Origin of the sequence: Streptomyces sp. CB01373 (genome assembly GCF_002803075.1) — a bacterium.
GTDB lineage: Bacteria > Actinomycetota > Actinomycetes > Streptomycetales > Streptomycetaceae > Streptomyces.
Genome location: NZ_NNBK01000002.1, coordinates 215183 through 227334 on the forward strand (window position 1 = coordinate 215183; position 12152 = coordinate 227334).

The 12152-nt window shown below is 70.8% G+C and carries 12 protein-coding genes; 6 read left to right on the plus strand and 6 right to left on the minus strand.

The annotated features are described in order from the left end of the window. The first annotated feature begins 150 nt into the window (after window positions 1–150). The 3 genes from leuA (at window position 151) to CG719_RS03245 (ending at window position 3305) form a co-directional block, all read left to right on the plus strand. Window positions 151–1872: a 2-isopropylmalate synthase gene (gene leuA / locus CG719_RS03235; protein WP_100566925.1), complete on the plus strand. Its 1722-nt coding sequence runs from the start codon at window positions 151–153 to the stop codon at window positions 1870–1872. Window positions 1873–2076: 204 nt separating this feature from the next. Further along, entirely contained in the window at window positions 2077–2775 is a 699-nt protein-coding gene (locus tag CG719_RS03240) for a TerB family tellurite resistance protein (protein ID WP_100566926.1), read from the plus strand. A 65-nt stretch (window positions 2776–2840) separates the two neighbouring features. Beyond that, window positions 2841–3305: a protein-tyrosine phosphatase family protein gene (locus CG719_RS03245; protein WP_100566927.1), complete on the plus strand. Its 465-nt coding sequence runs from the start codon at window positions 2841–2843 to the stop codon at window positions 3303–3305. 24 nt (window positions 3306–3329) lie between these two features. On the opposite strand, the gene bla is transcribed toward CG719_RS03245, so the two are convergent. Further along, window positions 3330–4283, minus strand: a complete 954-nt coding sequence (gene bla, locus CG719_RS03250; protein WP_442802703.1) for a class A beta-lactamase — start codon at window positions 4281–4283, stop codon at window positions 3330–3332. Window positions 4284–4513: 230 nt separating this feature from the next. On the opposite strand from bla, the gene recO reads away from it, so the two are divergent. Both recO and CG719_RS03265 read left to right on the plus strand, forming a co-directional pair. Beyond that, on the plus strand, window positions 4514–5260 hold the full coding sequence (recO, locus tag CG719_RS03260; protein WP_100566928.1) for a DNA repair protein RecO: 747 nt from the start codon (window positions 4514–4516) through the stop codon (window positions 5258–5260). 59 nt (window positions 5261–5319) lie between these two features. Further along, window positions 5320–6153: an isoprenyl transferase gene (locus CG719_RS03265; RefSeq protein ID WP_100566929.1), complete on the plus strand. Its 834-nt coding sequence runs from the start codon at window positions 5320–5322 to the stop codon at window positions 6151–6153. Between the two features lie 109 nt (window positions 6154–6262). Here CG719_RS03265 and CG719_RS03270 read toward each other — a convergent pair whose 3' ends face one another. Genes CG719_RS03270 through CG719_RS03285 form a run of 4 tightly spaced genes read right to left on the minus strand, consistent with a single transcriptional unit; the run spans window position 6263 to window position 9393 of the window. Next, the gene (locus tag CG719_RS03270; protein WP_100566930.1) at window positions 6263–6673 is read right to left on the minus strand and encodes a Fur family transcriptional regulator; all 411 of its coding nucleotides are present in this window, start codon (window positions 6671–6673) and stop codon (window positions 6263–6265) included. 58 nt (window positions 6674–6731) lie between these two features. Next, a complete protein-coding gene (locus tag CG719_RS03275; protein WP_100566931.1) occupies window positions 6732–7634 on the minus strand; it encodes a metal ABC transporter permease in 903 nt (300 codons plus the stop codon). Then, window positions 7634–8419 (minus strand): metal ABC transporter ATP-binding protein, encoded by a 786-nt coding sequence (locus CG719_RS03280; protein WP_100566932.1) that lies wholly within the window; start codon window positions 8417–8419, stop codon window positions 7634–7636. Before CG719_RS03280 ends, CG719_RS03275 begins: the two co-directional genes overlap by 1 nt. Before the next feature lie 17 nt (window positions 8420–8436). Further along, window positions 8437–9393 carry a metal ABC transporter substrate-binding protein gene (locus CG719_RS03285; protein ID WP_100566933.1) on the minus strand — a complete coding sequence of 319 codons (957 nt, stop codon included), beginning with the start codon at window positions 9391–9393 and terminating at the stop codon, window positions 8437–8439. A gap of 173 nt (window positions 9394–9566) precedes the next feature. Here CG719_RS03285 and CG719_RS03290 point away from each other — a divergent pair, with 173 nt between their 5' ends. Then, entirely contained in the window at window positions 9567–10949 is a 1383-nt protein-coding gene (locus CG719_RS03290; protein WP_100566934.1) for a glycine--tRNA ligase, read from the plus strand. 81 nt (window positions 10950–11030) lie between these two features. Here the strand turns inward: CG719_RS03290 and CG719_RS03295 are convergent, their stop codons facing one another. Beyond that, complete coding sequence (locus tag CG719_RS03295) at window positions 11031–12092, minus strand: chitinase (RefSeq protein WP_100566935.1); 1062 nt, start codon at window positions 12090–12092, stop codon at window positions 11031–11033. Window positions 12093–12152 lie beyond the last annotated feature (60 nt).

The following is a 12152-nucleotide window of genomic DNA, read 5'->3' on the forward strand; positions in this document are numbered from 1 at the left end:
CCATCATGCGTTTCGGGCTGCTTCTCCTTAGCTGCCGCGGCGAGGGCCTGTAGTCGAGGCCGACCCCCTCCCCGCGGAGTTCGGCGTTGCGCCGTCGGCCGTTCTCCGGCACCCGCGGACCCGCGGATCTCACGAGGAGCCCACGCCACCATGGTCAACCGTCAGCAGCCCAGTTCCATGCCGATCCACAAGTACGGCCGCTACGAGCAGGTCGACATCCCCGACCGCACCTGGCCCGGCCGCCGGATCACCGCCGCCCCCCGCTGGCTCTCCACCGACCTGCGCGACGGCAACCAGGCCCTGATCGACCCGATGTCGCCCGAGCGCAAGCGCCGGATGTTCGACCAGCTGGTCGCGCTGGGCTACAAGGAGATCGAGGTCGGCTTCCCGGCCTCCGGCCAGACCGACTTCGACTTCGTGCGCTCGATCATCGAGGAGGAGGGCGCGATCCCCGAGGACGTCACGATCTCCGTACTGACCCAGGCCCGCGAGGACCTGATCGAGCGGACCGTGGAGTCCCTGAAGGGCGCCCGGCGCGCCACCGTCCACCTCTACAACGCCACCGCCCCGGTCTTCCGCCGGGTCGTCTTCCGCGGCTCCAGGGACGACATCAAGCAGATCGCCGTCGACGGCACCCGCCTGGTGATGGAGTACGCCGAGAAACTGCTGGGCCCGGAGACGGAGTTCGGCTACCAGTACAGCCCCGAGATCTTCACCGACACCGAGCTGGACTTCGCCCTGGAGGTCTGCGAGGCGGTCATGGACGTGTACCAGCCGGGCCCGGGCCGCGAGATCATCCTCAACCTGCCCGCCACGGTGGAGCGTTCGACGCCCTCGACGCACGCGGACCGCTTCGAGTGGATGCACCGCAACCTGTCCCGCCGCGAGTACGTCTGCCTGTCCGTCCACCCGCACAACGACCGCGGCACGGCCGTCGCCGCCGCCGAGCTGGCGCTGATGGCCGGCGCCGACCGCGTCGAGGGCTGCCTGTTCGGCCAGGGCGAGCGCACCGGCAACGTCGACCTGGTCACCCTGGGCATGAACCTGTTCTCGCAGGGCGTCGACCCGCAGATCGACTTCTCCGACATCGACGAGATCCGCCGTACGTGGGAGTACTGCAACCAGATGGAGGTCCACCCGCGCCACCCGTACGTGGGCGACCTGGTCTACACGTCCTTCTCCGGCTCCCACCAGGACGCCATCAAGAAGGGCTTCGACGCCATGGAGACCGACGCGAAGGCCAAGGGCGTCACGGTCGACGACATCGAGTGGGCGGTGCCGTACCTGCCCATCGACCCCAAGGACGTCGGCCGCTCCTACGAGGCTGTCATCCGCGTCAACTCGCAGTCCGGCAAGGGCGGTGTCGCCTACGTCCTGAAGAACGACCACAAGCTGGACCTGCCGCGCCGGATGCAGATCGAGTTCTCGAAGATCATCCAGGCCAAGACGGACGCCGAGGGCGGCGAGGTCACGCCGAAGGACATCTGGGCGGCCTTCCAGGACGAGTACCTGCCGAACCCGGACAACGCCTGGGGCCGCATCCAGGTCAGGACCGGCCAGTCGACTACGGACACCGACGGGGTCGACACCCTCACCGTCGAGGCCACCGTCGACGGCGAGGACACCGTCCTCACCGGCTCCGGCAACGGTCCGATCTCTGCCTTCTTCGACGCCCTGCAGTCCATCGGCGTCGACGTGCGCCTGCTCGACTACCAGGAGCACACGATGAGCGAGGGCGCCTCCGCCCAGGCCGCCTCGTACATCGAATGCGCGATTGACGACAAGGTCCTCTGGGGGATCGGCATCGACGCGAACACGACACGTGCGTCGCTGAAGGCCGTCGTCTCGGCCGTCAACCGCGCGGCGCGCTGACCGCGCTGACCGCTCTGACCGGTGCTTTCGAGGCCCCGGCCGCCTGCTGAGGCGGCCGGGGCCCCGTCGTGTGCCCGGTCAGTATCGGCCAGTCGGCGACCCAGGTCACGGAAAGGTCTCGTCCAGGGTGCTGACGACACCTCGACAATGTGGCTAACATCACGCCAGCGCGGCGATGTTGCCGTGCCGTTACGGAGGTGGGACGTGCTGCCAGTACGGGGACGAAACGGCCGTGTCACCACGCTTGCCAGACTGCTGGGCACCCGCACCGCGTGGACGCCGGTCGGCGACGGCGAGTTCTTCTGCCCCGGCTGCGGCGGGGACCGCAACTACCAACGGCTGACCGGGCGTCGGCGCTTCACCGTCCTCGGTGTCCCGCTGCTGCCGCGCGGCACCGCGGGGCCCGTGGTCGAATGCGCCGCCTGCGGCGGGCACTTCGGCACGGACGTCCTGGACCATCCGACGACCAACCGCTTCTCCGCGATGCTCCGCGACGCCGTGCACACCGTCGCCCTGGCGGTGCTGTCCGCGGGCGGGACGGGCTCACGTACGGCCCTGGAAACCGCCGCGGCCACGGTCCGCGCGGCCGGCCTGGCCGACTGCACCGAGGAGCAGCTGGCCGCCCTGGTGGAGGCGCTGGCCGCGGACACCGGGCGCGCCTACGAGGACCGGCCGTGCGGCGCGGGCCTGGCCATAGAGCTGCACGAGGCGCTGGACCCGCTCGCCCCGCACCTGGCCCCCGCGGGCCGGGAGTCGATCCTCCTCCAGGCCGCTCGCATCGCCCTGGCCGACGGCCCCTACACCCCCGCCGAGCACGACACCCTCGGCACCGTCGGCGCGGCCCTGACGATCTGCACCAGCGACGTGACCCGCCTCCTGACGGAGGCCCGCACCCCGTCGTGAGACAGCCTCCGCCTGGTACGGTCGCCGCGCCGCCCGGGACGGGCCGGAAGGGGGGACGAGGCGCCGTGAACGAGGAACACGCCACCGGGCGCGAGCAGCCCTGGGACGAGGGGACCCCGGGCGTCCTGCGGCTGCCGTCCGGACGGCTGGTGCGGGGCAGGGGCCTGCGCCGCCCCCTCGACCCGTCGGCGCGGACCCCGACGTACGGCGTCTACCTCCTCGGCGCACCGCCGCCCCCGACCCCCTGGGCGTCCCACTGGCTGCGCTGGCCCGACTTCCGCCTCCCGGCGGACCGGGAGGCGGCACACGCGGCGCTCACCGGCGCCTGGGCGCGCGCCGCCACCGAACGCGTCGAACTCGCCTGCGCCGGCGGCCGAGGCCGCACCGGCACGGCCCTGGCCTGCCTGGCCGTACTGGACGGCGTCCCGGCCCACGAGGCCGTCGCCTACGTCAGAACCCACTACGACCGGCACGCGGTGGAGACACCGTGGCAGCGGCGGTACGTACGGAGATTCCCGCCGTCGCGGTGAGGCGGGGCGCCCCGGCCTCCGTGTCTATCCCAGCGCCTCCGCGACCACGGCGGCCGCCCGGGCCACGAGAGCGTCGTCGTACGGGGCGTCCTGGGCCGGTTTGGTCGACAGCACGGCCAGGACCACGGGCGAGGAGGACTCGGTCCACGCGACGCCCACGTCGTTGGCGGTGCCGTGGGCACCGGTGCCCGTCTTGTCCGCGACCGTCCAGGTCGGTGGCAGGCCCGCGCGGAAGCGGTGGGTGCTGGTGGTGTTGTTCAGCAGCCAGTGCCTCAGCGTCCGGCGGTCACGACGGTTCAGCGCGTCCCCGAGAACGAGACGGGCGTAGGTGCGGCCGATCGCACGCGGGCTCGTGGTGTCCGTGAGCCGCCAGGGCTCGGCGGTGTTCAGGTCCGGCTCCCAGCGGTCCAGGCGGGTCACCGGGTCGCCGAGCGTGCGCGCGAAACGGGTGATGGCCGTGGGGCCGCCGAGTTCCCGCAGGAGCAGGTTGCCCGCGGTGTTGTCGCTGAAGCGGATGGCGACGTCGGCGAGTTCGGCGACGGTCATGCCCGTGGCCAGGTGCGCGCGGGTCTGGTCGGAGCCTTCCGGCACCAGGTCGGCCTCGGTGTAGTGGACGCGGCGCGAGAGGACCTCGCCGTGGCGGTCAAGGTCCCGCAGGACCGCGGCCGCCGCCAGGGTCTTGAAGACCGAGCACATCGGGAAGCGTTCTTCGGCCCGGTACCGGACGGTCCTGCCGGTACCGGGGTTGTGGGCGAACACGCCCAGCCGGGCGCCGTGCTCCTGCTCCAGGGCGCGCAGACGCGCGGTGGTGCCGTCGTCCGGCAGGGCGTGCGCGGGCGCGGCCGTGGTGAGGGCCGCCGTCGCCGTGACGAGGGCGCAGCCGGCGGTGGTCAGTAAGGTACGTCGGGTCGGGTTGAACTCTCCCGGGGTTCGAATGGTGCTCTCCTCCGGTCGGCGCGGACAGAACGATCTCCACACTGACCGACGCCGCGGGGCGAATCGCGGTTGCGCCGCGCCGGGAGCCGGACCGGGTCGCGGGCGCGGCCACGCCCACGTTCGCCGTGAGCGAGAATGGACCCCATGAGTCTGTTCCGCGACGACGGCACAGTGCCGCGCGCCCAGAAGCCGGGTGAGGCGGACCGGATCATGCTGCGGCTTCCCGGGGGACGACCCACGGGCCTCCGGCCGGACGGCCGTGGAGGTGCGCGGTGAGTCTGTTCCGCGACGACGGTGTCGTGCTGCGCACCCAGAAGCTGGGTGAGGCGGACCGCATCATCACGCTGCTCACCCGCGGGCACGGGCGTGTTCGTGCCGTGGCGCGGGGGGTGCGGCGGACGAAGTCGAAGTTCGGGGCCAGGCTGGAGCCGTTCTCGCACGTGGACGTGCAGTTCTTCGCCCGGGGCAGCGAGCTGGTGGGCCGGGGGCTGCCGCTGTGCACGCAGAGCGAGACCATCGCCCCCTACGGCGGCGGGATCGTGGCCGACTACGCCCGCTACACCGCCGGGACGGCCATGCTGGAGACCGCCGAACGGTTCACCGACCACGAGGGCGAGCCGTCCGTCCAGCAGTACCTGCTGCTGGTGGGTGCCCTGCGCACCCTCGCCCGGGGCGAGCACGCCCCGCACCTCGTGCTGGACGCCTTCCTGCTGCGCTCGCTGGCCGTCAACGGCTACGCGCCCAGCTTCGGCGACTGCGCCCGGTGCGGGATGCCCGGTCCGAACCGGTTCTTCTCGGTGGCCTCCGGCGGCTCGGTCTGCGCCGACTGCCGGGTGCCCGGCAGCGTCGTACCCTCGCCGCAGACGCTCGCGCTGCTCGGCGCGCTGCTCACGGGGGACTGGGAGACCGCGGACGCGTGCGAGCCGCGGTACGTCAGGGAGGGCAGCGGGCTGGTCTCCGCCTACCTGCACTGGCATCTGGAGCGCGGGCTGCGCTCACTTCGGTACGTGGAAAAGTAGCCCGAGACAAGTCCAAGGCAAGTCCAAGACAAGTCCAAGACAAGGGAGACGAGAAGCACATGGCCGTACGCGGGATCCTGGGGCGCCGGCGCCCGGAGTACAGGGCGCCCGAGCCGCATCCGTCCGGCGCCCGCGCGCCGAAGCTCCCCGGCGAGCTGGTCCCCGAGCATGTCGCGATCGTCATGGACGGGAACGGACGCTGGGCCAAGGAGCGCGGGCTGCCCCGCACCGAGGGGCACAAGGTCGGCGCCGAGCGGGTGCTGGACGTGTTGCAGGGCGCGATCGAGATCGGCGTCGGCAACATCTCCCTCTACGCCTTCTCCACCGAGAACTGGAAGCGCTCGCCCGACGAGGTGCGCTTCCTGATGAACTTCAACCGCGACTTCATCCGCAAGACCCGCGACCAGCTCGATGAACTCGGCATCCGGGTGCGCTGGGTGGGCCGCATGCCCAAGCTGTGGAAGTCGGTCGCCCAGGAGCTCCAGATCGCCCAGGAGCAGACCAAGGACAACGACCGGCTCACGCTGTACTTCTGCATGAACTACGGCGGCCGGGCCGAACTCGCGGACGCGGCCAAGGCGCTCGCGGAGGACGTCAAGGCGGGCCGGCTCGACCCGGCCAAGGTCTCCGAGAAGACCATCCAGAAATACCTGTACTACCCGGACATGCCGGACGTCGACCTGTTCCTGCGCCCGAGCGGCGAGCAGCGCACGTCCAACTACCTGCTCTGGCAGAGCGCGTACGCGGAGATGGTCTTCCAGGACGTTCTGTGGCCCGACTTCGACCGCCGTGACCTGTGGCGGGCCTGCATCGAGTTCGCCTCCCGCGACCGCCGCTTCGGCGGCGCCATCCCGAACGAGGCCCTCCTCGCGATGCAGGGCGAGGGCGAGTAGAACCAGCCCGTCCGGCGATTGAGGACGAGGCCGTAAGGCCGAAAGCGGGGGTCTGGGGGCGGCAGCCCTCAGGGCCGGTCACCCCAGACCACCCGCACAAGACACAGGCTCACCCCGCGGAGCACTCCGCGCAGGTGCCGAAGATCTCCACCGTGTGGGCGACGTTGACGTAGCCGTGCTCCGCGGCGATCGCCTCCGCCCACTTCTCCACCATCGGCCCCTCCACCTCGACCGCCTTGCCGCAGACGCGGCAGACGAGATGGTGGTGGTGCTCGCCGGTGGAGCAGCGGCGGTAGACCGACTCTCCGTCGGAGGTGCGCAGGACGTCGACCTCGCCCGCGTCGGCGAGGGACTGAAGGGTGCGGTAGACCGTGGTCAGGCCCACCGAGTCGCCCCTGTGCTTGAGCATGTCGTGGAGCTCCTGCGCGCTGCGGAACTCGTCGACCTCGTCGAGGGCCGCCGCGACAGCGGCACGCTGCCGGGTGGCGCGGCCCTTCACGGGCGGTCCAGCGGTGGTCACCGGTCGGCCTCCTCACGTCTCGCCTGCGGGCCATTGTGCCAGCCCGGGCCGGGCGCGGTCAGGCGCCGGCCCCGTCGCCGGCGGCCCGGGTGGCCGGAATCGCGCACTCCGCCGGGTCCCCGGCGGGCAGTGACGCGGCGAGGGCCCGCGCGCGTCGCCGGGCCAGCGGCGTGGCCAGCGCGGTGAGCGCGATGAACATCGCGATGGTGAGCAGGACGATCGTCGCGCCGGGCGGCACGTCCTGGTAGTACGACGTGACCGTGCCGCCGATCGTCACGCTCACCCCGATGGCGACGGCGATCGCGAAGGTCGTGGCGAAGCTGCGGCTGAGCTGCTGGGCGGCGGCCACCGGGACCACCATCAGCGCGCTGACCAGCAGCAGCCCGACCACGCGCATCGCGACCGTCACCGTCACCGCCGCCGTGACCGCCGTCAGCAGGTTCAGGGCACGCACCGGCAGCCCGGTCACCCGGGCGAACTCCTCGTCCTGGCTGACCGCGAACAGCTGGCGGCGCAGGCCCAGGGTGACCAGCACGACGAAGGCGGCCAGCAGGCAGATCGCGGTGACGTCGGACTGCGAGACCGTGGAGAGCGAGCCGAACAGGTACGACGTCAGGTTCGCGTTGGAGCCGCCGGGGGCGAGGTTGATGAACATGACGCCGCCCGCCATGCCGCCGTAGAAGAGCATCGCGAGGGCGATGTCGCCGCGGGTGCGGCCGTACCAGCGGATCAGTTCCATGAGGACCGCGCCCAGGACGGAGACGGCCGTGGCCATCCACACCGGGGAGGTGGACAGCAGGAAGCCCAGGCCGACGCCGGTCATGGCCACGTGCCCGATGCCGTCGCCCATCAGGGCCTGGCGGCGCTGGACGAGGTAGATGCCGACGGCGGGCGCGGTGATGCCGACCAGGACGGCGGCGAGCAGGGCCCGCTGCATGAAGGCGTAGTTCAACAGGTCCATCAGCTCAGCAGTCCCGTGCGGATCGGATCGGCGCCCGAGGCGTCGTGGGGGTGGACGTGGTCGTGGCCGGGCAGGGCGTGCTGGCCGACGGCCTTCGGGGGCGGTCCGTCGTGCACGACGCAGCCGTCGCGCAGCACCACCGCCCGGTCGATCAGGGGCTCAAGGGGGCCCAGCTCGTGCAGTACGAGCAGCACCGTCACCCCGGCCGCCACCTGCTCCCCGAGCGTGCTCGCCAGCACCTCCTGGCTGGCCAGGTCGACGCCCGCCATCGGCTCGTCCATGATCAGCAGCTCGGGTGCGGCGGCGAGGGCGCGGGCGATCAGCACGCGCTGGTGCTGACCGCCGGAGAGGGCGTTCACCGAGTCCTTCGCGCGGTCCGCCATGCCGACCAGCTCCAGGGCCCGCCGTACGGCCGCGTGGTCGGCCTTGCGGAAGATCCCGAAGCGGGTGCGGGAGAGCCGGCCCGAGGAGACGATCTCGGTGACCGTCGCCGGGACGCCGCCCGCGGCGGTCGTGCGCTGCGGCACGTAGCCGACCCGCGCCCAGTCGCGGAAGCGGTGCCGCGGGGTGCCGAACAGCTCGATCTCACCGGCGCTCACCGGCACCTGGCCGATGACGCTGCGCACGGCCGTCGACTTGCCGGAGCCGTTGGCGCCGAGCAGCGCGACGACCTCGCCACGGCGCACGGTGAGGTCGATGCCCCGCAGGACGGGGCGCGAGCCCAGGTCGGCGCGGACTCCGCGCAGGGATATGACGGGTTCGGCGGTGTCGCTGCCGACGTCCATGACGCCCTCCGTAATGCTCACTTGGCGCCCAGTGCCTCTCGCAGCGCCTTGAGGTTGGCTTCCATGACCTGGAAGTAGTCGGTGCCGCGGGACCTGTCGGTGATGCCCTCCAGCGGGTCGAGGACGTCCGTCCTCAGATGCGCGTCCTTGGCGAGCGTCTTCGCGGTCTTGTCGCTGACCAGCGTCTCGTAGAAGACGGTCGTGACCCCGTCGGCCTTCGCCGTCTCCTGGAGGTCCTTCACCCGGGCCGCACTGGGCTCGGACTCCGGGTCGAGTCCGTTGATGGCCTCCTGGGTCAGGCCGTAGCGCTCGGCGAGGTAGCCGAAGGCGGCGTGGGTGGTGATGAAGACCTTGTTCCGGGTGTCCTTCAGGCCGGTCTCGTACTGGGTGTTGAGCTCGCCGAGCTCCTTCACCAGGGCCGCGGTGTTCTTGCGGTAGTCGGCCGCGTGGTCCGGGTCGCCCTTCTCGAAGGCCTTGCCGACGCCCTCGGCGATCTGCGCGTAGCGCACCGGGTCGAGCCAGACGTGCGGGTCCTTGCCGCCGTGCTCCTCGTCGTGGTGGGCGTCGTGCTCGTCGGCGTGGCCGTCGACGTCGGTGCCGTGCTCCTCCAGCGTGGTCAGGGACGCGGCGTCGACCTTCGTCCTGATCCCGGACTGCGCGACGGCCTTGTCGACGTTGGGCTGGAGGCCCTTGAGGTAGAGCACCGCGTCGGACTTCTCGAGCTGCACGGTCTGCTGGGCGCTGATCTCCAGGTCGTGCGGTTCCTGGCCCGGCCGGGTGAGACTGGTGACGTGGACGTGGCTCCCGCCGATCCGCTCGGCGAGGAAGGCCATCGGGTAGAAGGACGCGACGACGCCGTACTTGCCGCCGGTGCCGCTCGCGCCGGCGGAGGAACACGCGGAGAGTGCTCCGAGGCCGAGCGCGGTGATCGTCAGGACCGTGGAGCCGGATATGAGGCGTCGTCGTACGTTCATGACAGTCATTTTCAACTAAAATGGAAACGGTTGTCAACAAGCACTGTGGCGGGCCCGAAAAGGGCCGTTACCCGGCACCGATTTGGTCGAGGGGGAGCCACCGCCGGTACCCTGAAGCATTCGCTCGTGAAGCGTCTCGCTTCGTCGCCCGTCGTCGTAATGAAGAGAGCACCGTGGCCGCCGACAAGATCGACACCATCGTCAGCCTGAGCAAGCGCCGTGGCTTCGTATTCCCCTGCAGTGAGATCTACGGCGGCCAGCGTGCCGCCTGGGACTACGGGCCCCTGGGTGTCGAGCTCAAGGAGAACCTCAAGCGCCAGTGGTGGCGCTACATGGTGACGTCCCGCGAGGACGTGGTCGGCATCGACTCGTCCGTGATCCTGGCGCCCGAGGTCTGGGTCGCCTCCGGTCACGTCGCCACCTTCACGGACCCGCTGACGGAGTGCACCTCCTGCCACAAGCGGTTCCGCGCCGACCACCTGGAAGAGGCCTACGAGGAGAAGAAGGGCCGCGCCCCGGAGAACGGCCTCGCGGACGTCAACTGCCCCAACTGCGGTAACAAGGGCCAGTTCACCGAGCCCAAGCAGTTCTCGGGCCTGCTCTCCACCCACCTCGGCCCCACCCAGGACTCCGGCTCCGTCGCCTACCTGCGCCCCGAGACCGCGCAGGGCATCTTCACCAACTTCGCCCAGGTGCAGACCACCTCGCGCCGCAAGCCGCCGTTCGGCATCGCCCAGATGGGCAAGTCGTTCCGCAACGAGATCACGCCGGGCAACTTCATCTTCCGCACCCGCGAGTTCGAGCAGATGGAGATGGAGTTCTTCGTCAAGCCGGGTGAGGACGAGAAGTGGCAGGAGTACTGGATGGAGCAGCGCTGGAACTGGTACACGGGACTCGGCCTGCGTGAGGAGAACATGCGCTGGTACGACCACCCGCAGGAGAAGCTCTCCCACTACTCCAAGCGCACCGCGGACATCGAGTACCGTTTCCAGTTCGGCGGCAGCGAGTGGGGCGAGCTGGAAGGTGTCGCCAACCGCACCGACTACGACCTCTCCTCCCACGCCAAGGCCTCCGGCCAGGACCTGTCGTACTTCGACCAGGAGGCCGGCGAGCGCTGGACGCCGTACGTCATCGAGCCGGCGGCCGGTGTCGGCCGGGCGATGCTCGCCTTCCTGCTCGACGCCTACGTCGAGGACGAGGCGCCCAACGCCAAGGGCAAGATGGAGAAGCGCACGGTGCTGCGCCTGGACCACCGCCTGGCCCCGGTGAAGGTCGCGGTGCTGCCCCTGTCGCGCAACCCGGAGCTGTCGCCCAAGGCCAAGGGCCTGGCCCAGGCCCTGCGCCAGAACTGGAACATCGAGTTCGACGACGCCGGCGCCATCGGCCGCCGCTACCGCCGCCAGGACGAGATCGGCACGCCGTACTGCGTCACGGTCGACTTCGACACCCTCGAGGACAACGCGGTCACCGTCCGCGAGCGCGACACCATGAAGCAGGAGCGCGTCTCCCTCGACCAGATCGAGGGCTACCTGGCCGGCCGCCTCGTCGGCTGCTGACCCGGTAACCCCCGGCAGTACCTCAGAGCGCCGGACGGCCGCCGAGTCCTCACTCGGCGGCCGTCCGGCGTTCGCCGTTCCTCAACGGCCTTGCAGGGCCTTCACGTTGTCACCGAAGGTCCAGTTCTTCGACCCGTCCCAGTTGATCGACCAGGTCATCAGGCCCTTCAGGCTCGTGCCGTAGTGGCGCCAGGCCTCGGAGACCAGCGCGGGCGCCATGTGGCCGCCGCCGGCGCCGGGCTGGGCGGGCAGGCCCGGGACCTGCTTGTCGTAGGGGACCTTGATCGTCGTGCCCTGGATCACCAGGCCCTTGGCGAGGCAGTCGGTCTGGGCGGTGAAGCCGGCCACGGTGCCCGCCTGGTAGGAGTCGCCGGAGCAGCCGTACATGCTGCCGTTGTAGTACTGCATGTTCAGCCACCACAGGCGGCCGTTGTCGGCGTACTTCTTGATGATCGGCAGGTACGCGCCCCAGATCGAGCCGTAGGCGACGCTGCCGCCGGTGACGTAGGCGGTCTCCGGGGCCATGGTCAGGCCGAAGTTCGACGGCATCTGCGCGAGCACTCCGTCGATGATCCGGACCAGGTTGGCCTGGGACGGGGAGAGCTGGTTGATGTTTCCGCTGCCCGTCAGGCCCGTCTCGATGTCGATGTCGATGCCGTCGAAGTTGTACTTCTTCAGGATGGGCACGATCGTCGCGACGAACCGGTCCGCCACGGTGGACGAGTTGAGGTCGATACCGGCCGTCGCGCCGCCGATGGACAGCAGGATCGTCTGCCCGGACGCCTTGGCCGCGCACATCTCCGCCGGCGTCGCCACCTTCACGCCCGCGTCCATGCCGTCCTGCCACAGGGCCGTTCCGTCGGAGCGGATGACCGGGAAGGCCGCGTTGATCACGTTGTAGCCGTGCGCGGCGATGCGCGAGTCGGTGATCGGCGTCCAGCCGAAGGGCGGGTGGACGCCGTTGGCGGAGCCGTCCCAGTTCTCCCAGTAGCCCTGGAGCACCTTGCCGGCGGGCCTGGACTTCACGGCGCACGTGTCGGCGGTGGGGGCGGCCGAGGCGGTGGGGGCCAGGGCGACGGAGAGCTGGGTGAGGCAGGCGGCCGCGAGGGCGGCGGCGAGCAGACGCAGTCTGCGGCGGATCATGCGGAGCCTCCCGGTGGGGGTGCGGTGAGGTGTCGTAGGCATGACAGTGCTCGTGGTCCA

Excerpts from the sequence above, each read along its gene's own strand:
- leuA (WP_100566925.1), top strand. The coding sequence starts at position 151 with ATGGTCAACCGTCAGCAGCCCAGTTCCATGCCGATCCACAAGTACGGC.
- CG719_RS03265 (WP_100566929.1), top strand. The coding sequence starts at position 5,320 with ATGGCCGTACGCGGGATCCTGGGGCGCCGGCGCCCGGAGTACAGGGCG.
- CG719_RS03275 (WP_100566931.1), bottom strand. The coding sequence starts at position 7,634 with ATGGACCTGTTGAACTACGCCTTCATGCAGCGGGCCCTGCTCGCCGCC.
- CG719_RS03280 (WP_100566932.1), bottom strand. The coding sequence starts at position 8,419 with ATGGACGTCGGCAGCGACACCGCCGAACCCGTCATATCCCTGCGCGGA.
- CG719_RS03285 (WP_100566933.1), bottom strand. The coding sequence starts at position 9,393 with ATGAACGTACGACGACGCCTCATATCCGGCTCCACGGTCCTGACGATC.
- CG719_RS03295 (WP_100566935.1), bottom strand. The coding sequence starts at position 12,092 with ATGATCCGCCGCAGACTGCGTCTGCTCGCCGCCGCCCTCGCGGCCGCC.